Origin of the sequence: Methanolobus sp. ZRKC3 (assembly GCF_045291275.1) — an archaeon.
In the GTDB taxonomy this organism is placed as follows: domain Archaea; phylum Halobacteriota; class Methanosarcinia; order Methanosarcinales; family Methanosarcinaceae; genus Methanolobus.
The window spans coordinates 1,995,399-2,014,380 of sequence record NZ_CP146982.1 but is presented as its reverse complement, the minus strand read 5'-3'; the positions used below and the strand labels follow the sequence as shown (position 1 = coordinate 2,014,380).

Annotated in this window: 19 protein-coding genes; 15 read left to right on the top strand and 4 right to left on the bottom strand. The window is 44.3% G+C overall.

The window, feature by feature from the left end; all coding sequences use genetic code 11:
- Nucleotides 1-8 precede the first annotated feature (8 nt).
- The 7 genes from V7O66_RS10290 to V7O66_RS10260 all read left to right on the top strand — a co-directional run bounded on the left by V7O66_RS10290 (nucleotide 9) and on the right by V7O66_RS10260 (nucleotide 7,381).
- Complete coding sequence (locus tag V7O66_RS10290; RefSeq protein ID WP_406660228.1) at nucleotides 9-359, top strand: nascent polypeptide-associated complex protein; 351 nt, start codon at nucleotides 9-11, stop codon at nucleotides 357-359.
- A gap of 341 nt (nucleotides 360-700) precedes the next feature.
- Nucleotides 701-2,590, top strand: coding sequence for an acetate--CoA ligase (gene acs, locus V7O66_RS10285; protein ID WP_406660227.1), 1,890 nt, complete (start codon nucleotides 701-703; stop codon nucleotides 2,588-2,590).
- An 85-nt stretch (nucleotides 2,591-2,675) separates the two neighbouring features.
- Nucleotides 2,676-3,467 carry a nicotinate-nucleotide pyrophosphorylase gene (locus tag V7O66_RS10280; RefSeq protein WP_406660226.1) on the top strand — a complete coding sequence of 264 codons (792 nt, stop codon included), beginning with the start codon at nucleotides 2,676-2,678 and terminating at the stop codon, nucleotides 3,465-3,467.
- 195 nt (nucleotides 3,468-3,662) lie between these two features.
- Nucleotides 3,663-3,932: a thioredoxin family protein gene (locus tag V7O66_RS10275; protein ID WP_406660225.1), complete on the top strand. Its 270-nt coding sequence runs from the start codon at nucleotides 3,663-3,665 to the stop codon at nucleotides 3,930-3,932.
- Nucleotides 3,933-4,064: 132 nt separating this feature from the next.
- Complete coding sequence (locus tag V7O66_RS10270; protein WP_406662630.1) at nucleotides 4,065-5,051, top strand: MBL fold metallo-hydrolase; 987 nt, start codon at nucleotides 4,065-4,067, stop codon at nucleotides 5,049-5,051.
- A gap of 96 nt (nucleotides 5,052-5,147) precedes the next feature.
- Nucleotides 5,148-5,561 carry a hypothetical protein gene (locus V7O66_RS10265; RefSeq protein WP_406660224.1) on the top strand — a complete coding sequence of 138 codons (414 nt, stop codon included), beginning with the start codon at nucleotides 5,148-5,150 and terminating at the stop codon, nucleotides 5,559-5,561.
- Between the two features lie 50 nt (nucleotides 5,562-5,611).
- Nucleotides 5,612-7,381, top strand: coding sequence for a ribosome biogenesis/translation initiation ATPase RLI (locus tag V7O66_RS10260; RefSeq protein WP_406660223.1), 1,770 nt, complete (start codon nucleotides 5,612-5,614; stop codon nucleotides 7,379-7,381).
- Nucleotides 7,382-7,405: 24 nt separating this feature from the next.
- Here V7O66_RS10260 and V7O66_RS10255 read toward each other — a convergent pair whose 3' ends face one another.
- Nucleotides 7,406-8,212 (bottom strand): DUF1638 domain-containing protein, encoded by an 807-nt coding sequence (locus tag V7O66_RS10255; protein ID WP_406660221.1) that lies wholly within the window; start codon nucleotides 8,210-8,212, stop codon nucleotides 7,406-7,408.
- A 150-nt stretch (nucleotides 8,213-8,362) separates the two neighbouring features.
- Here V7O66_RS10255 and V7O66_RS10250 point away from each other — a divergent pair, with 150 nt between their 5' ends.
- Entirely contained in the window at nucleotides 8,363-9,193 is an 831-nt protein-coding gene (locus V7O66_RS10250; RefSeq protein WP_406660220.1) for an AIM24 family protein, read from the top strand.
- A gap of 9 nt (nucleotides 9,194-9,202) precedes the next feature.
- Here the strand turns inward: V7O66_RS10250 and V7O66_RS10245 are convergent, their stop codons facing one another.
- From V7O66_RS10245 to V7O66_RS10235, 3 genes are all read right to left on the bottom strand, one after another.
- A complete protein-coding gene (locus V7O66_RS10245; protein ID WP_406660219.1) occupies nucleotides 9,203-9,472 on the bottom strand; it encodes a DUF5683 domain-containing protein in 270 nt (89 codons plus the stop codon).
- A gap of 127 nt (nucleotides 9,473-9,599) precedes the next feature.
- Nucleotides 9,600-9,833 (bottom strand): hypothetical protein, encoded by a 234-nt coding sequence (locus V7O66_RS10240; protein ID WP_406660218.1) that lies wholly within the window; start codon nucleotides 9,831-9,833, stop codon nucleotides 9,600-9,602.
- Between the two features lie 94 nt (nucleotides 9,834-9,927).
- Nucleotides 9,928-11,766 carry a hypothetical protein gene (locus V7O66_RS10235; RefSeq protein ID WP_406660217.1) on the bottom strand — a complete coding sequence of 613 codons (1,839 nt, stop codon included), beginning with the start codon at nucleotides 11,764-11,766 and terminating at the stop codon, nucleotides 9,928-9,930.
- 276 nt (nucleotides 11,767-12,042) lie between these two features.
- On the opposite strand from V7O66_RS10235, the gene V7O66_RS10230 reads away from it, so the two are divergent.
- The 7 genes from V7O66_RS10230 (at nucleotide 12,043) to V7O66_RS10200 (ending at nucleotide 18,948) form a co-directional block, all read left to right on the top strand.
- Entirely contained in the window at nucleotides 12,043-12,858 is an 816-nt protein-coding gene (locus V7O66_RS10230; protein WP_406660216.1) for a mechanosensitive ion channel family protein, read from the top strand.
- A 172-nt stretch (nucleotides 12,859-13,030) separates the two neighbouring features.
- On the top strand, nucleotides 13,031-13,513 hold the full coding sequence (locus V7O66_RS10225) for a MarR family winged helix-turn-helix transcriptional regulator (protein WP_406660215.1): 483 nt from the start codon (nucleotides 13,031-13,033) through the stop codon (nucleotides 13,511-13,513).
- A complete protein-coding gene (locus tag V7O66_RS10220) occupies nucleotides 13,510-14,916 on the top strand; it encodes an MATE family efflux transporter (protein WP_406660214.1) in 1,407 nt (468 codons plus the stop codon). Before V7O66_RS10225 ends, V7O66_RS10220 begins: the two co-directional genes overlap by 4 nt.
- A gap of 225 nt (nucleotides 14,917-15,141) precedes the next feature.
- On the top strand, nucleotides 15,142-15,972 hold the full coding sequence (locus V7O66_RS10215) for a CAP domain-containing protein (RefSeq protein WP_406660212.1): 831 nt from the start codon (nucleotides 15,142-15,144) through the stop codon (nucleotides 15,970-15,972).
- A gap of 147 nt (nucleotides 15,973-16,119) precedes the next feature.
- A complete protein-coding gene (locus V7O66_RS10210) occupies nucleotides 16,120-17,322 on the top strand; it encodes an adenosylcobinamide amidohydrolase (RefSeq protein WP_406660211.1) in 1,203 nt (400 codons plus the stop codon).
- An 8-nt stretch (nucleotides 17,323-17,330) separates the two neighbouring features.
- Complete coding sequence (locus V7O66_RS10205) at nucleotides 17,331-18,314, top strand: TIM barrel protein (RefSeq protein WP_406660210.1); 984 nt, start codon at nucleotides 17,331-17,333, stop codon at nucleotides 18,312-18,314.
- A gap of 79 nt (nucleotides 18,315-18,393) precedes the next feature.
- Nucleotides 18,394-18,948 (top strand): ArsR/SmtB family transcription factor, encoded by a 555-nt coding sequence (locus tag V7O66_RS10200; protein WP_406660209.1) that lies wholly within the window; start codon nucleotides 18,394-18,396, stop codon nucleotides 18,946-18,948.
- Nucleotides 18,949-18,982 lie beyond the last annotated feature (34 nt).

Here is an 18,982-nt window from a genome sequence, read left to right as displayed (position 1 = left end):
GTGATTTTATGATTCCAGGAATGGGCGGCAGGGGAATGAACCCTACAAAAATGAAGCAGATGATGAAACAAATGGGTATCAATATCACTGATATAAATGATGTTGAACAGGTCATCATCAGGACTCCTGATAGGGATATAGTGTTCAATGATGCTAATGTGTCTATAATGACTGCTCAGGGCGTAGATACCTATCAGATAGTCGGTACACCAGAAGAAGTCGCCAGGGAAGTTCAGATACCTGATGACGATATCAGACTTGTTGCAGAGCAGACCGGGGTTTCTGAGGATCAGGCCAGAGATGCATTGAAAAATGCCAATGGCGATCTTGCAGAGGCTATAATGGCTCTCTCAGCATAACATTTTTTCTTTTTTCTTTTTTTTCCTGTATATGTCTTCAGTAATCCATTCTTTCTTTGTATATTTTTTAGGCCACAATAGATTTATAGAACCATCATGATTTATAATGTAGGATATATGGTGGATAGCTGGTCTGCATGCCGTATAATAGCTGATGACTTGGATGGTTAGAACAAAGTCATTGGCACACTGGGATTATCAGTGCCAAGATCATATTGTTATGTCGTATAGCTCTGGCTATGGTATTTTCTCAGGGATGCACGACCTTCACACATTATCCTGCTTAGTTTACAAAATTCACTTTTTTGCCAAAAGTGATGGTATGGTGAGGTTTAGGTAGAATGTCTGAAAATTTCGAAGTAAAACTGGATGGGAAAACTTATCTTCCGGATCCTTCCGTAAAGGAGAACTCGTGGATTGGCGACTATGAGCAGACTTATGAGAAATTCCTGAAATATCCGTCTGCTTATTGGGAAATGATCGCAGATGAGCTCGAATGGTTCCAAAGATGGGATACTGTACTGCAATGGGAACACCCTTATGCAAAATGGTTCACCAACGCCAAGCTCAACATAACACACAATTGTCTGGACAGGCATGTATTCGATGGAAGACGCAATAAAGTTGCAATGATCTGGTTAGGTGATAACGGGGAGGAGATGATCTTCACCTATCGCCAGCTGTACCGTGAGGTTATGCGTTTTGCAAACGGATTGAAATCCCTTGGTGTGGAAAAAGGAGATACGGTATGTATTTACATGCCTCTTGTGCCTGAACAGATAATCGCTATGCTCGCATGTGCCCGTATAGGTGCTGTCCATACTGTTGTTTTTGGAGGCTTTGGATCCAATGCCCTTCGTTCCAGGATCCGTGATGCACAGGCCAAGATCGTCATTACTGCAGATGCAGGTATGAGGCGTGGCAAACGTGTTGAGCTCAAGGCCATTGTGGATGAGGCTGTTGTGAACAGTTCAAGTGTGGAAAAGATAGTTGTTCTGCGCAGGATGTCCCCTCCAATGGAACTTTACTCCGAGATAGAGGTTGACTTCCATGAGATCATGGAATCTGCAGAGTCAGAGTGTGAGGCTGAGGTCATGGATTCCGAAGACCCATTGTTCATACTCTACACTAGTGGTACCACAGGACCTGCAAAGGGAATAGTACACACATGCGGTGGATACATGGTGGGTACCTATTATACTACCAAGTGCATGTTCGATCTCAAGGATAATGATGTCATGTGGTGTACCGCCGACCCCGGCTGGATCACAGGCCACAGTTACATTGTATATGGTCCGCTGTCAATGGGTGGTACCATACTGATATCGGAATCAACTCCCGATTATCCCGACCCGGGTGCCTGGTGGCGTATCATCGAGGAATTTGACGTAACTATCTTCTACACCGCACCTACGGCTATCAGAATGTTCATGAAATTCGGTGAGGAATGGCCAAATAGATACAATCTGAGTTCTTTGAGGATACTGGGCTCTGTGGGAGAGCCTCTGAATCCTGAAGCATTCGAATGGTATTATAGTGTCATAGGCAAGGAAAAGTGCCCCATAGTCGATACCTGGTGGCAGACGGAAACAGGTATGCACATGCTTACCACTGCAGTTGGTGAACCCATGAAACCAGGGTTTGCAGGCCGTCCGGTACCCGGTGTGGTGGCAGATGTTGTGGATGAGGATGGAGAACCTGTTCCGCCTGGCACTGGTGGTTTCCTTGTGATAAAGGAACCCTGGCCTTCCATGATGAGGACTGTGCACCAGAATGATGAAAGATACCGGCAGTACTGGAACACCATTGGCAACTATTATACCGCCGGTGATCTTGCAGTAAAGGATGAAGATGGTTATATCATGATCCTGGGACGCTCGGATGATGTCCTGATAGTTGCAGGGCACAATATAGGAAGCGCTGAGGTGGAAAGTGCCCTGGTTTCCCATGAGTCCGTAGCCGAGGCTGCTGTTATCGGAAAGCCTGACCCTCTCAAAGGGGATTCCATAAAGGCCTTCATCATACTGCGTGTGGGCTTCAAAGCAAGTGATAAACTGAAACTTGATCTTGTTTATCACGTCAGGATGAACCTGGGGCCAATAGCAATACCCTCTGAGATCGAATTTGTAGATTCCCTGCCCAAGACCCGCAGTGGAAAGATCATGCGGAGGGTTATCAAAGCAAGGGAACTGGGCCTTGACCTGGGAGATGTTTCCACACTGGAGGAATAACCTCCTCTTTTTTCATTTTTCGTTACGGATAAAATGAAAAGAGTTATGAACAATATCCCATAAATTATCTACAGGTGGAAAAATAATGATCGATCTTTTTGAGCTTTATCTTGCAGAAGACTGTCCTTATGGCGATGAGACCACAGAACTTCTTGGTATCGAAGGAAAGGGCAGGCTTCGTATCATGACAAGGGAGCATGGAGTTGCAGCTTGCATGGATGACCTTGGCAAACTCTATGAGAGCAGGGGTCTTGAGGTTGTGAGCTCATTTAGAAATGGTGAAGAATTCAATCCCAATGATGTGATATTTGAGGCACAGGGCGATCTTCCCATGCTTTTCAAACTGTGGAGATTTTCCCAGACATTCCTTTCAATGGTGTGTGCGATCGCATCAATGACGCGTTATACCGTTGAGCTTGCAAGGAAGGTCAATCCTGAGGTCATGATAGCTACAACCAGAAAAACCCATCCTGGTTTTCGCAAATATGAGCTGAAAGCTGTAACAATAGGTGGTGGAGCCCATCATCGCACATCTTTAAGCGATTCTGTGCAGATCACCCAGAATCATTTCAATGTCATCGAAGAGCTTGGTCAGCTCAGGTCAATGAGGAAGATCGAGATCGAGCCGAATACAGTGGAAGATGCATACAAATATGCAGCAATGGCGGACATTATCATGCTGGATCATAAAAGCCCCGGGGAGATGAAGACCATTGTACCCAAACTGCGTGAACTTAACCCTAAACTCAGAATTGCCATTGGTGGCATAGATATTGAGAAAGTGTCCGAATATGCTGCACTTGTGGATACTATTATCACCACTGCTCCGTATTATGCAAGTCCTTTGGATATGTCTACTAAGATCAGGAAATTATAGTTTGGTCCATGTGGGCAAAAATTATTTATATAAAGTACACAATGGTTGTGTATGGGATATGCATCACCGTGGCATATGGCAGTGAATGAAGGGGGATTTCATGTCACTGGCTATTATTTCTGCAACGAAACAGTATATCTTAACAACTATCAATTTAATAAATACCCTTATTAGAAAATTAAAAGGTGTTATAACATGAGCAAACCGGAATTATTGGATTTCAGTGCAACATGGTGTGGACCCTGCAAGATGCAGAAACCTATTCTTGAAGAAGTCAAGGCGAAACTCGGAGACAAGGTCGAAGTCAAGGTCATCGATGTAGATGAGAACCAGGCACTTGCATCACAGTATGGAGTTCAGGCTGTCCCTACTTTAGTTATACTGAAGGACGGGGAAATTGCAAAACGCTTTACAGGTGTCACAAATGCTGCAGTCCTCATTGAGGAATTGAACAAGGTGCTTTAAGCATCTTGTTATTGTTTTCTTTTCTCTCCGTTAATTTTTTATTTTAGTCTTCTTGAAAAGACGTAAATATATTCACTCTTATTCAGGCTTAGAGGTATATTGAAATTGCAGGAACTAGTCGATCTTGGTGTAATGGTATTCAGGCAAAAGAACTCCAGGGGTTCTTTTAAGCCGCATCTTGCTATAAAATTCAGGTCAGATAAGGGGAAAATACTCACCTTTTCTGTGGATACTACAAGGATTCCCCAGAAGTACCAGCAACCCGATGCCTACCTGATCACCCATGCACATTCGGATCATTATGGCAAATCCGCCATGCTTTCCGAAAGGGCAGTATGTTCTGAGAAGACTGCCATTGCACTTGAGATAAGGCATGAGCGGGAATATAAGGGCAGAACTGTAAGCATTGGTGAGAGCATCGATGTGAATGGTGTCACAGTTCACACATATCCCAATTATCATACTGTAGGTTCCACTGCATTTTACTGGGTAAATGATGTCGGTACCCGCATACTGGTTACAGGGGATGTGAAGGATGCATCCCATCTTCCAAAATGCGATGTGCTAATCACCGAGGCGAATTATGGCGACCCGGGGGATGCAAGCTGTTATTTTGAAGATGATATCACAGCTTTTAAGAGCGCATTTGAGGATAATAACTGCCTTGCTTTTGGAGCTTATGCTTTTGGTAAAGCCCAGAGGGCAGTTGAGCTGCTAAGAGGGTTTGGATACACAGGCTCGATAGAAATGGAAGAAAAGTCCCTGGCCCTGACCCGACAGCTGCTTGACAATGCCGGTGAGCTTGTGTCTCTGGGTGATTCATCTGAAGATTCCATAAGTGTTGTCCCTCCCTGGGATCTTGGCAAGCTTCCCTGGCATATTTCCAAATACGTAATGACCGGGAGGTCTGACTATCGCTATCCTGCGATCCAGATAAGTGATCATCTGGATGCCAGGGGGCTGACTGAAATGGTGGAGGATATAAGGCCCGAATTCACAGTGGTCTATCATCCGAAAGGCCATCGGCCCGAAAGGTTTGCAAGTCACCTGAGGCAGATCGGTTTCAATGCAGTTTCCATAGACATGGTCAACAACGTTCTGAGCAATGAGTTTATCTAGTTTTGTCCTGTTATCCGTGAATTAGGATAAAGATTTATATAAGTTTCAGTTTTTAAGTATCCATATTATCCAAGTTATTCCAGGAGATCTGATCAATTGTCAAAACCGTCCAATAGGAAGCAATCAACTTCTTCCAAGCAGAAAGATATAAAAACTGCAGAAGCAGTCACTCCTTCCGTTTCTGGCGCCGATAGATCCGCTTTTAAATCAAAGACCCCCGAGGAAAAGAAACAGACTCATATCGAGGGTATTATCAAAACAGCAGTGGCATCTATCATAGGTATGATCGCAGGACTTATAGTATTCATGCAGTTAGGCGTGGGTGATGCTCCGGAAGTTAAATGGTATGCTATAATCACCATCGTTGCAGCAATCTCATATTATGCCATGAGACTTATTTTCCCGCTTGTCAAGATCAACACAAAGGATTTTGGCCCAAAGGACTGGTTCTATGTTGAGTTCATAGTCATTGACTTCTGTCTTGTGACATGGACACTGCTTCTGAATTGACCTTATCTCTTTTTAAACCATTTACTTTATTTCAGTGACAGGGATTTTACATGCGAATAGCCATTTTAAATAGAGACAGATGCCAGCCAAGACGTTGTAGTCATGAATGTGAGAAATACTGTCCACGTGTGAGAACCGGGGACGAAACTATTGTTTTCGAAGAAGACGGTAAACCTCTCATATCCGAGGAACTCTGTGTCGGGTGCGGAATCTGTGTACATAAGTGTCCATTTGACGCAATAATGATCATTGGTCTTCCTGAGGCACTCAAAGAACCGACCCATAGATATGGTCCTAACGGCTTCTCACTCTATGGTCTTCCAATTCCGCAGGTTGGCAAGGTCACAGGTATTCTGGGTCCGAACGGTATTGGTAAAAGTACGGCAGTACAGATCCTGTCTGGCACTTTGACACCTAACTTCGGCGGAGATAATGATAATTGGGAACGGGTGCTCGAACATTATTCAGGTACTGCCCTTCACGATTATTTCAGGAATGTCATGGAAGGCGATATCAAGGTAGCACAGAAACCTCAGTATATTGACCTCATCCCCAAGGCTTTCAAGGGCAAGACCAGCGAACTGCTGGAAAAGACTGATGAGAGGGGAGTTCTGAATGACCTTGTAGAGAGACTGGACCTTTCCCACATAATTGACAGGAAGATCACAGAACTCAGTGGTGGAGAACTCCAGAGAGTTGCCATTGCTGCATGTGCTGCAAGGGATGCAGATTTCTATTTCTTTGATGAGATCAGTCCGTATCTTGATATCTACCAGCGTATCAATTCTGCACAGTTGATCCAGGAGCTATCAAAGGACAAGGCTGTGCTTGTTGTTGAGCACGACCTCGCTATACTTGACATGCTTGCAGATGCTGTACACATAGCATACGGTGAGCCGGGTGCCTATGGTGTGATAACTCATCCCAAGGGAGTGCGTATTGCCATTAATCAGTATCTTAAAGGCTATCTGCATGAGGAGAACGTGCGTGTGAGGCCGGATGCCATCAAGTTCGAGGTACATCCTCCAAGAGTGGAGACTGACATCGACACACTGGTTGATTATGGCAGTTTCTCCAAGAGCTATGGTGATTCTTTTTCCCTTGAAACTGAAGCAGGTTCTTTGAAACAGGGCGAAGTTCTGGGTATAGTGGGACCAAACGGTATAGGTAAATCCACATTTGTACGGATGCTTGCAGGTGAGATAGAGCCTGATGATGGTAAACTGGACCTTGACATCAAGATCGCTTTCAAACCCCAGTATATAAAGGCAGACAGTCCTCTGCAGGTGCAGTATTTCCTGCGCAGTATGTCCCGCAAGTTCGATACAAGCTATTTCCAGTCCGAGGTTGCAAAACCCCTGCAGCTTGAAAGGCTCTATGAAAGAATGCTCACTGATCTCAGTGGTGGGGAATTGCAGAGGGTTGCCATCGCAGCCTGTCTTTGTCAGGATGCGGACATGTATATTCTTGACGAACCAAGCGCTCACCTTGATGTGGAACAGCGTTCCATGGTTACCAGGGTCATCAAGAGATTTGCGGAAAATAACAGAAAGACTGCAATGGTGGTTGACCACGATATCTATCTGATAGATATGCTCAGTGAACGCCTCATAGTGTTTGAGGGTGAACCTGCTGTTTACGGTAAGGCTCATGCGGCATCAAGCATGCAGGATGGTATGAATAAGTTCCTTGCAAATCTTAACATCACCTTCAGGCGTGATGAGGATACTTCCCGTCCAAGGGTCAACAAACCCGATTCCAGACTGGATAGGGCACAGAAGGCAAAAGGAGAGTATTACTATCACGATCAGGAAGAGTGAATTCTCTTCCGCTTTTGTTTTTTGCTATTGATCACTGTTGAGGATCATTATTTTCAGAATTTCTTTTTTAATCGAGTTGTAACATTCGTCAACAACTTCTGTTGAACCTTCAAATAATCTAATTTTAAATCCGAATGTAGTGGCAAACTCATTTACTGTCCTGTCAAATTCTTTTTCATAATGTAAGCCTGTATCGACCTTTCCCACATTCTTGTATCCTGAATAATCAAAGACCATTTTTGTCATCTCGACGTTATCAGGGTCAGGCGTCAAGCGGGTTGCAACAAGCATTTCCTTCCAGTTCACAGCCTGCATGGGTGTCAGGAAGTAGGTCCCTTCGCCCTGCTTCTCACCTTTCATGGCATTGATGTACGATGCCTGGTTTCCAAAGGATGCACAGATGCAGTCGTCCACCACATGTCCTCCCCTATCCTTGAGTATCCTGACAGGAATATCCAGTTCCCTGAAATCATATTCAATGGAACCCAGCACATTTCCGCAAAGTCCATAGAGGACAAGGATGCCGTCAATGGATCCTGCTATCTCTTCTACACTGTGATATACTTCTTCTTTCAGGATATGTGGGTCAGCATCCAGGGCGAACTCCAGGAAATAAACCACAAGTGTGAGTTCATCATTATCACTCAAAAAGTTTGCAATCTCTCCTGCATCTGCAGTATCATAATCGATTGAAAGCCTATCCAGCTTCTTTTTGATCCCTTCGTCCTCTCCGTTATCAATAAGAACTATACGACTGTCCCTGTCCTCTTCAATGAGGTGGACAACTTCATCCTCGAACATTCTACAGGCAAGTAGGCATAGTGATGGCAAGATCTGACTCCCTATTTATGTTATTAATATTATCTTTGTTTTCTTCCATTTTATTCTAACCCCTCCTAATCCCTTATGGGGACAATATAAACTATATATAATTGTGAGATTATATTATATTTAAATATACAAATAAATGGAGTTTTTAGATTGCAAGGCAAGTTTTATGATAACATAAATGTTCTCGATTCTGTAGAAACAGAGAATTTGAAGATAGAAGTTCTGGAATACAAAGAGCTAAAAGGCAGCAAAGATCCTGGTTTGTCCAAGGAGATATATTACGTTCAGAAATCCGGTATGTCACTGAAGCAGGTCAAGGTGACCCTTAAAGATGGTGGGATAATTACCGAAGCCGGTGCCCTCAATTTCCACAAGGGCAATGTCACCAGCGAATCAAATATAGGTGGTGTCGGTGGGCTTGCGAAGAAAATGATCAAGAACAAGCTGACCAATGAATCCACATTCAAGCCACGATACAGAGGAGTTGGTGAAGTATTCCTTGAGCCAAGCTTCAGTCACTACATTATAGTGAAGCTTGATGGAGGTTCCATAATAGTTGATAAGGGTCTTTTCTATTGCTGTGAGGATTCCCTTGAAGTTGGTGTGGCAAGTCAGAAGAATATATCTGCAGGTCTCTTTGGCAGTGAGGGATGGTTCCAGACTAAAATAAGCGGAACAGGTACATGTGTACTTGAAAGTCCTGTGCCCATGAACGAGGTACTCAAATACCAGCTCAACAATGAAAAGCTACAGGTAGATGGAAACTTTTCCCTGCTAAGATCAGGATCTGTAAATTTCACAGTGGAAAGATCAACAAAAGGAATCACAGGAGCATTCACCTCAGGAGAAGGTCTCCTGCAGACATTCGAAGGAACAGGCAGCGTATGGCTCGCTCCGACCCAACCGGTTTACAATGTCATGGGTATGCGTGGCATCCCGCAACTTCAAAGTGCAACTTACAACCGTGATAACAAAACATAACTCGGGGACTTATCCCCCATTCTCTATTTTTCTTTTTTCTATTGCACATTTATATGCATCATGCATGTTGTAGAACAAAAAAACGATGTATATAAGGATTGGTATTGCCAGATGTGCAGAGACCACCAGGATGAAGCCAAGTACAAAATAGTAGCTGCCTTTGGCTGTATCTCCGTTGTATATCTGCCCCAGGCCAGGGAATATCATTGAGTAAAAAGCAGCTTTCAGAGGATTTGGCCTGAAAGGTTCGATTGCAATTTCATTATCCGTTTCTTCCATTATCATCCCACATATATTATTTCGGTGTGTAGGATGAAATAGGTTTTGAATCAATCATTCTAAAAGGTCTGTCCTTGAACATGGCAATACCTGTTTCCATGATATTCTGGATGGATGGAACCTCTGCTTACCCATCCCTGGAATTTCCTTTCTTTCCTTTCGCAAGGTACCATGTGAGGAAGTCAGTGTACAGTATGATCCCGATGAGTGTTGACCAGACCATCATAAGTATGTGAAAATTATTGACAGGCACTAATCCGTTTGCAAGCAGGAAATGTCGATATGACAGGAAATCGATACTGGTTCCCGGTAGAATGAGAACTGTAAGGAGGGGCGTAAAGAACAGGATTATCAATGCCATTCTGGATGATATGTTCACCAGGGCGAAAAGCACGGCAAAAGCGAAAAGCGCAAAAAGCAATGCAGTACCAGTAAATGCCAGTATTCCTATTTCATCACCTTCTTGTGCTATTATATTTTCTGCTTATATATAAATATGCAGTGGCAGGTACTATTGCGATAACACAGAAAAGGACGACAAAGGAGTATACCATAAATACAGCTGCTCCAAACCTTGTGATCTCTGAATTAACAGGTTCTGGGGTCGATATTATCTCCTCGCTCTTCTGGTAATATTCTTCTTCTTCTTCTTCCACGTATTGCTCATAATCGATTACAAGGGGTGCATCATCCACATAAAGTATCGGTGTTCCTGAACTTGTGGTTCCGCGTCTTTCATTGTCATCTGTGAATTCGACTGATGCAGCAGGCAGGTAACTTTCTCCAACTTTCACTGCCATGATGGTATATGTTATCTCTTTTGAGTCGCCTGCCTTAAGTTCTCCCTTCCATCTGGTCTGCCCGCTGACAAGTTCAAGGTCATTGGGTATTACATCGGACATGCTAACATCAACCTGTCTGTCTCCGGTATTTCTGATACTGATAATGACCTCTGTCTCGTCTCCTGGATACAGGTAGTTTGAAACAATGTTCTTCTCTGCAGTAACTTTCAAGCCATGTATCTGAAAACTCTCATCAATGGCATCTGTTTCCACGCTATATGTCTCACCTTCATGCTGCCACTGTGCAATGGCATTAACGAATGTGAAATTGCCAGGTTTTGTTGGTTTTACATAATATTTTATAGTCTTTTCAGAACTGGGTTCCATAAGAATGACCCATTCAGCTTTTTCCATATTGTCCGGAATAAAGGATTCTGGCAGTTCATCCACGACAGTTAGTGCAGTCTGGAAATTAGCCATGTTCTTAATTGTCAGGCTTATCAGGAAATATTCGTCCGTTCCGAATTCCTTGTCAAATGCACTCTTTTCCAGCAGTTGTATATCTTTTTCGATTGCTATGTATGGCTTAATTGGGACTTCAAGGATGCTTGTCTTCAAGTATTCATTACCCTTGTAATCATAACCTTTGATCTCTGAGTTGATCGTGATATTCTTGGCCACAGGACTGATGGGTGGCGATATACTGGTTACGAATTTCTTGACCTTGGTGGGGTCAAGTGATGCATGCTGCAATGTCATATCCTTAACAGTTCCCTCACTGCTGCCTGTATTCAGTAGCATGCCATGCAGGGGGATGCTACCGTCATTACTCAGACTGAATTGGTATTCGATTTTTTCTGAAGGGTAATAATCTTCTTTATCTGTCTGCACACTAATCCCTATTTCGGGTTTACCGGGTCTGAGCGTTTCAATAAAAACTTCCTCTGTGTTCTTATTGATGTAAACCAGGTGCATCATGAACTCATCAGGTATCTTCTCGTATTCTCCCGTCTTGTAGATACCCTCAATGATATTGCCCTGTTTCTCAATGGAAATAGTGGCTCCTTCTTCGTCAAGGCCGTTCAGTTTCACGACATAGTCGTCATCTTCCATGGAATTCCCGGTTTTGAGGGATGTTTTTGGGTTGCTTGTTATCCATATCCTCTCATTTTTCTGCTTGTGCATTTCCAGTGACACGGAATCTGTGCTGATATCCCCAACGCTGATCTTCAACTCGTTCTCATATACCTGCTCGCTGTTTGCGCCGGAATCGATAAAGTAGGCTTCCTTGAACACTCCATTGCGGTAGATAAGTATGGTAGCAGAGGCATCATCTTCATTTATTGTATGCAGCTTAACAGTGAATCCTTCCAGTTCCGCCCTGTCTCCGATCTTCAGCTGATATGCTCCCTGGAATATCCATATGTTCTCATCATGAAAGTCGTAGGCATTGGCTACAGGTGTCAACAACAGCAATAAAGCTGTAAAGAAAAGTAGTATGCGTGCAGCCATTATATTCATGTATATATTTTTATCTTTTAAATGTTGTCGTATTTCATTTCAGTACATATATCAGAGGAATTACCCGCATGATGGCTGACTTGTATCGAGCTTAATGTTTGACCTGAATAATTCTCTTTTTGCTGCGCTGATCAGCTGAAAATGCATATTTTATTATGTACTTATTATATTAATAGGTGATTAAGATATCAGATATTTCAATCATCATTATATCATATGGGGTTGAAAGTTAATTTACAAAAATCTCAATATTGGGACGTTTTTGGAGTGGTTATTATAGCAGATCTATTAACTCAAACTATACCCTATACTAGCATATCTGTATCACAGTTGCTATTTGCATTGATAGTCTTGGTGGCAGGCATTTTTGTTGCCGGTATCCTGACAGGCATGTTCAGGAAAGGACTGGAAAAGACGAAACTTCCTGAACTTGTCATCGAGTTTCTTGCGCGGTTCCTGCGTGCATTGCTCTACGTGGCTATTCTGCTTGCAGTTGTAAGTACTCTTGGCGTAGATACCAGTTCGGTGGTCGTAGGTCTTTCCGCTGTTATCGGTCTGGTCCTTGGTTTTGGTATGCAGGACTCTTTGAACAATATGGCTGCAGGTGTATGGATCGCAGCACTGAGACCTATTGATAAAGGGGAATATGTGACCGTCAATGGTCTTTCAGGAACAGTAGCAGCCGTGGGTATCATGGCAACGGAACTGCTGACCCCTGACAACCAGTTCATCACACTGCCCAATAAACTTGTCTGGGGCAGTCCCATAATCAACACAACCCGTATGCCCACAAGAAGGGTGGGTGTTGATGTAGGTATCAGCTACGGTAGCGATATTGCTGGTGCAATGAAGGTTGCTCTGGAACTCATGAATGCCCATTCTCTCGTACTGGCAGACCCTGCCCCTGCTGTTGTTAACACAGAACTTGCTGATTCATCTGTGAATTTGCAGTTGCGTGCATGGGTGAATACGGCTGATTTCTGGGCTGTCAAGGGTGACCTGACCACAGGCATATATGATGCATTCAACAGGGAAGGTATCGAGATCCCGTTCCCGCAGATGGATGTGCACCTGGATAAATAGATGTGGAAAAAGTTGCTCTTTCGGGCAACTTTAATTTTCTTTTTCTCTTTTACTTTTTATAACGTTGTCATATGGTCATGGAAGATATATCATTGCAGATGACAGGGTTGGGTACTTTCATATAGTTTGTTGCATATGCAACAGTTGCGAATGCAACAAATAGGTGAAGCCCTTGAATGATCTTGAAGAAAACAATATTGACAGGCATACTATCCAGGAATCCATCGGAAAATATACATCTCATCTTTTCAGGTCCATACAGATATATGTGTCAAAGGAACTGGAGCCATATGGTATCGGGAGCGGTCAGTTCCCATTTATCATGCGCCTTTTGCATTGCGATGGTATAAAGCAGGAAGAGCTTGCAAGTTGCCTGAAGTATGACCGGGCCACCATCACACGTTCCATGAACAAACTTGAAGAAATGGGCTATGTCAGCAGGGAAAGAGATCCCGATGACAGGCGTGCCTACATGGTCTGCCTCACAGAAAAGGGAAGGGCAATGGAACCTGTGATCAAGGATGTGAGCTCTCAGCTCAATGATGTGTTACTGCGGGGTTTCACAGAGGAGGAAACTATGTCTTTTATATCAATGCTGATGCGGACTGTAGATAACATTTCCTCTGAGAATGAGGCCCGGAAGGTTATGAAATGAAAGAGACGGGCAATAGGAAAAGTTCCGGCATGGAGACCATGCTGGGGGATCCAAAGAAAGCCATAGTCAAACTGGCAGTGCCCATGATGTTCGCCATGTCAATTCAGACCCTGTACAATCTGGTAGACACCTTCTGGGTATCCGGCCTGGGTTCTGATGCACTTGCAGCAGTGGGCTTTGTCTTCCCTTTCTTCTTTGCAGCCATAGCGCTTTCCAATGGGCTTGGGATAGGTGGCGGTTCTGCCATATCCCGTAAGCTCGGTGCAGGCAACAAGCAGGAAGCGGATAATGTGGCAGTCCATACCATGATCCTGATGCTCATACTGGTGCTTGTTTTCGCGATTCCTCTCTTGATATTTGCCCGGAGCATATTCGTTTCAATAGGCGCCGGGGAAACTGCAGCCATGGCAGCCTCATACGGTAAGGTCATCTTCGCTGGTAGTCTCTTTTTGTTCTTCCCCAACGTGGCAAACGCCATCCTTCGCAGCGAAGGCGACACTAAAAGAGCTATGTATGCCATGGTGCTGGGATCAGTTCTGAACATAATTCTGGATCCCATACTCATATACTGGATGGGAATGGGTATCGCAGGCGCAGCATGGGCCACTGTGATATCCCTTGCCGTCTCCTCGATATTCATGTCCAACTGGCTCTTCTTCCGCAAGGATACATACCTATCATTTGATTTCAAGGATTTCAGCTTCGACAGGGGGATACTCAGGGATATCTTCAAGGTGGGTGTACCGTCATCCATACAGCAGGTTTCCATGGCTTTGATGATGCTCTTCATGAATGCCATAATAATATCAGTAAGTGATACCGATGGTGTGGCGATCTATACCGTAGGCTGGCGTGTTGCCACCATTGCCATCGCACCGCTTATCGGTATTGCCACGGCTGTGGTGACAATGACAGGTTTCGCCTATGGGCAGAGGTCATATGAAAAGGTATCATCATCTCACATATATGCCACAAAGATAGGATTCCTGGTTGAGTCTGCTGTGGCGGTGTTCACCTTTATACTGGCTCCGCAGATAGCATATGTGTTTACCAGGTCGGAGAGTGCTATCCACATATTCCCGGATCTGGTGACATTCCTGAGGATCATATGCCTCTTCTATCCCACAGTATCCCTGGGTATGCTCTCGTCCTCGCTCTTCCAGGGGGTTGGAAAAGGAAACTACTCTCTCACGGCTACCATTGTGCGTGCTATTATACTAGTTCCCTTGTTCTCTTTCATCTTTGCCTTCAACCTCGGCTTCGGTTTGGTAGGTGTGTGGTGGGGGCTGGTTATCGGTAACAGTATAGGGTCGATAATAACCTATATCTGGGCCAGGGTCTACGTAGGGGGGCTGTTGAGGCCTGGAAGCTCTCCCCATGCGGTGGCAGAGCCAGTTGAGTGAACAGGGTGGGAAGTGTGTCTCACTTTCTTGACTTATTTACTCCTCTCTTTTTTTAATACCATATTTATATATACGGTCTTATTTTTAGTATCTACAATTCTCTTAAAAATGAATTGAAGGTAAAAAATGTTCAATATACGCTCTTTGATCCTAATATTTTTATTTTTATCGTGTCTTGTTTCAATTTCAAGCGCATCCAACGAATACTCGGATGAGGAACAGCAGATGCTGGATCTTATAAATGATGCAAGGTCACAGAATGGTCTTGACCCCCTCAGGTTCAATCCATTGCTCAATGAGGTGGCAAGTGAGCACAGCAAGGAAATGATCGAAATGGATTATTTCTCCCATGACTCCTATGACGGTACCGGCTTTGCCCAGAGGATACTGGACAGCGGCTATGTTATGACATATGCAGGGGAAAACATTGCAATGAGGTACCCTCCTAGTGTGCAAATTGCCCACGACGGTCTCATGAATTCCCCGGGACACAGAGCCAATATCCTCAATCCGAACTATAATGAGATAGGCATCGGCATATGGGTGGGTGGTTACCTGTCTTATCCAAACACCGCAATGTACACGCAGGATTTTGGCTGGAGCAATTCAGTAACTCCTGTTCTTGTGCTTGAGGATTCCTATCCTTCAGGGGAGCTTGTAAGTTCGAGCAGCTCTTCCCAGATATTCAGTGTAGGCATGAACCTGCCATCTGATGTTTCCTGGTATCTCGATGGTGCCATGGTCAGGGTTGAAAATGATGTAGTCTCATCTTCCTATGAGCCAAACGTCCAATCCACAGGTACTCACAGTGTGGAAGTGTCGGTGACCGATTCACAGGAATCAGTTTCAAGGTCGTGGACATGGACTGTAGAATCCGAAGAGTCAGTCAAAGGTGACTTTGATGGAGATGGGGCGGTTGGTATAATCGATTTCAGTGCCTTTGCCAAGGTCTATAATACCGAAGCAACCATGGAAAGTGCATGGGCGGATTTCAATGATGACGGGTCGGTTAATATCATCGATTTCAGTGCCTTTGCCAAGGTCTACAACAAGTAGGCCTTTTCATTCCTTTTTAACGACTTCTGGCATCTTCAGATGTCCTTGCTTTTCTGATGCTTCGATATCCTTCCAGTATCTGTCGTGAAACTAAAATGCAATCTTTATAAGCAGTACCTAACATAGTAAGTTTAGATATGCGATAGCATGAAGGGGACATCAGAAAAAATGGATATTTCCGAAGACGGTTCTGAACAATACTTCTCCGGGCCGGATGAAAATGCCACGCTTTTGCTGGAGACCTCCAGCGGTGAGAAGGTATACAGACATCTTGATTCTATCATAGTGTCACTGCCAGATGGCAGGAGTACCATCACAACATCCTGGGTGAATGGAGGTTACAGGGAAGACCTCAGGGCCATATTCAATCATAAGGTGTCCAAGGCTGTAAAGGGCTCAAAGGATCTCGAGGGGGGCAATGTTTCTGCCTACCTGGAAATAGTTTCGCGAGATCTTGGACTTAATCCTGCATATTCGAGCGGCTTGCTCACAGCAGCCCGCATGGAGAATGTTGCCATAGTAACCCGCTCATTCAGGGGCGTTGAAGTCACTGGCATAGTTACGGGGGGCATAGAGGTCAATGGCGGCAGGGTTGGGGACCCGGCATCATATTATCAGGAGAATGGCTCCCATATGTTCATCCAGGGGACCATCAATACCATCCTGCTTATAGGTGCAGATCTCCCAGCCTATGCAATGAACCGGGCAATTGTAACTGCAAGTGAGGCAAAGGCTGCAGCCCTGCAGCAATTAATGGCACCCAGTCGCTATTCAAATGGTATTGCCACAGGCTCAGGAACCGATATGATTGCAATTGTTGCAGATCGCAACAGCTCTGTTCATCTTACGGATTCCGGAAAACATTCCAAATTGGGGGAGTTGATAGGTCTGACAGTTATCGAGGCTACCCAAAAGGCGTTGGAACTCCAGTCGGAACTGTCTCCCATAAACCAGAGGGATATGATGGTACGCCTTGAACGCTTTGGAATAGACGAAGCAGCTTATTGGAATGTTGCTTCCAGATTAGAGGGGGAGAACCGCAAGTCCCGCTTTTTTAGGGACCTTCGTGACATCTCCCGCAATCCCTTCCTTGTGGGGAGCACCTGTTCGGTATTGCACCTGCTTGATGAGATATCATGGGGTTTGATCCCGGAAACCTCTGGGAGGAAGGTGGCAATATCCATTATGAAAGGTCTTCCGGAAATGCTGAAGAGCAAAAATGAAGTTCCATTCGATAGTCTTCTGGATGAGAAGGATTCCATACTTGACAACTGGCTCAGGGTAAGCTCCTGGCTGATCAAGAACGGGAACTGCCAGAGCACGGATGAGTGTAGTGAATCCCGAAAATGAGGAGTTAGATGAAAGAATTAATGAACCTGTCCCTTTACGAGTCCGATCTGGGAGTATTTGATTCGGACTGGGGGAACATCAAGGACTTTCTCAAGAAGCATGAGCTTGATGGCATAGAGCTTTTCGTAGACAATTCTCTTCTTCCTGATATCCCCGCTCATCTCATAGAAGGTGTGCATCTTCCTTACTGGATGGGGCGTCACAGGGCATGGCTGGATGATTCGGTCTTCTCTTCTGATATGGATGAATTTGAAAAGATGTTCCTCTTCGGTGGGTGCTGCCGGGATGATGTCATCTCGAACTTCCGGCAGTCCCTGGATAATGCCCTCTCACTTGGTGCTGCATATGGCGTATTCCATGTGGCATATGTGGAACTTGAAAACGTGTTCACCCGTGATTTTAACTGTAGCGACAGGGATGTTATGGACAGCACTGCGGCTTTTCTGAATGAGGCTGTAAATATCTATCCGGATGGTGAACCGCCAGTACGGCTTTTCTTTGAGAATCTATGGTGGCCTGGTTTAACATTCCTGGATCCGGAGGATACTGAATACTTCATCGAGCAGCTTGATTTTGACAACTGGGCATTCGTGCTGGATGTGGGACACTTAATGAATGCCACTATGATATGTACCGATGAGGTGGAGTCCATAGATGTGGTTCTTGAGGTGCTTTCAAGATATTCTGATGAGATGATGTCCAGATTCGAGGGAATCCATTTTCATCATAGTCTTTCCGGGGATTTCATGCAGGAGAATGAATCAATGTTGCTTCCTGAAAACTTCCGGGAGCTTCCGTTCTCTGAGCGTTTCGGAAAAGTCATGGATGTAGTAGCAAAAATAGATAATCATCTTCCCTTTGAGAGCAGTGGCTGCTCTAAAATTGTGGAATATGTCTCTCCTGATTACCTCACACACGAATTTATGCTTGGTGATTTTGAGACAATAGATCAGAAGATCAGTACCCAGAGGTCAGCATTACATCACCTGTGATGAAAGCAATGCGTTGTAGTATTTTGCATTTTTTGTGTTAGGAATATTTTTATAGAATTCAAATCTATTATTCATAGTTATGAGTGCACCTGATAATAAAGAAAATGATGACCCTGAACATCAAGATAGACTAAAGCTTTTCAGTGCTCTCGGGAGCGAAACTCGCCTGCGGATGCTGGAAAAGCTCACTGAGGGTGAGATGCATATTTCCGAGCTTGCAAGGTCTCTGGATATTTCAGTTCCAGTTGCGGCAAAACATGCGAATATCCTTGAAGCTGCAGAATTGGTCTTCAGGAAGGTCTATGGGAAAACCCATGTACTTCAGCTCCACAACAGGAATATCTTCAATGCACTGGATATTTTTGCACCTTCAAAGACCGTGGAGGTCGAGAAAGGTGGTACTTTACTTGCAGCATTAAAGAAAGCTGCAGTTGTAGAGGTCAGGAATGTGAGGGGTCAGGAAAATATTGTTTCCACAAATGGCGAAGATGGTTTTTTTGTCTATGAAGTGAACGGTGTCTTCTCTGAAAAGAATGTGAGTGATTTTACCTTTGATGAGGATTCCACGGTGATGTGGAAGAAACTCCAGCCTGTGACTTTCCTCAAGGTTAAGGTCAAAGTAAAAGAAGAGTGATCTTCATCTGCACTTCATTTTTACTTTAATTCTT

What these genes read in the sequence shown, in the direction of transcription:
- V7O66_RS10290 (WP_406660228.1), top strand. Translation starts at nt 9, where the DNA reads ATGATTCCAGGAATGGGCGGCAGGGGAATGAACCCTACAAAAATGAAG.
- acs (WP_406660227.1), top strand. Translation starts at nt 701, where the DNA reads ATGTCTGAAAATTTCGAAGTAAAACTGGATGGGAAAACTTATCTTCCG.
- V7O66_RS10280 (WP_406660226.1), top strand. Translation starts at nt 2,676, where the DNA reads ATGATCGATCTTTTTGAGCTTTATCTTGCAGAAGACTGTCCTTATGGC.
- V7O66_RS10275 (WP_406660225.1), top strand. Translation starts at nt 3,663, where the DNA reads ATGAGCAAACCGGAATTATTGGATTTCAGTGCAACATGGTGTGGACCC.
- V7O66_RS10270 (WP_406662630.1), top strand. Translation starts at nt 4,065, where the DNA reads ATGGTATTCAGGCAAAAGAACTCCAGGGGTTCTTTTAAGCCGCATCTT.
- V7O66_RS10260 (WP_406660223.1), top strand. Translation starts at nt 5,612, where the DNA reads ATGCGAATAGCCATTTTAAATAGAGACAGATGCCAGCCAAGACGTTGT.
- V7O66_RS10245 (WP_406660219.1), bottom strand. Translation starts at nt 9,472, where the DNA reads ATGGAAGAAACGGATAATGAAATTGCAATCGAACCTTTCAGGCCAAAT.
- V7O66_RS10240 (WP_406660218.1), bottom strand. Translation starts at nt 9,833, where the DNA reads ATGGCATTGATAATCCTGTTCTTTACGCCCCTCCTTACAGTTCTCATT.
- V7O66_RS10235 (WP_406660217.1), bottom strand. Translation starts at nt 11,766, where the DNA reads ATGGCTGCACGCATACTACTTTTCTTTACAGCTTTATTGCTGTTGTTG.
- V7O66_RS10220 (WP_406660214.1), top strand. Translation starts at nt 13,510, where the DNA reads ATGAAAGAGACGGGCAATAGGAAAAGTTCCGGCATGGAGACCATGCTG.
- V7O66_RS10215 (WP_406660212.1), top strand. Translation starts at nt 15,142, where the DNA reads ATGCTGGATCTTATAAATGATGCAAGGTCACAGAATGGTCTTGACCCC.
- V7O66_RS10210 (WP_406660211.1), top strand. Translation starts at nt 16,120, where the DNA reads ATGAAGGGGACATCAGAAAAAATGGATATTTCCGAAGACGGTTCTGAA.
- V7O66_RS10205 (WP_406660210.1), top strand. Translation starts at nt 17,331, where the DNA reads ATGAAAGAATTAATGAACCTGTCCCTTTACGAGTCCGATCTGGGAGTA.
- V7O66_RS10200 (WP_406660209.1), top strand. Translation starts at nt 18,394, where the DNA reads ATGAGTGCACCTGATAATAAAGAAAATGATGACCCTGAACATCAAGAT.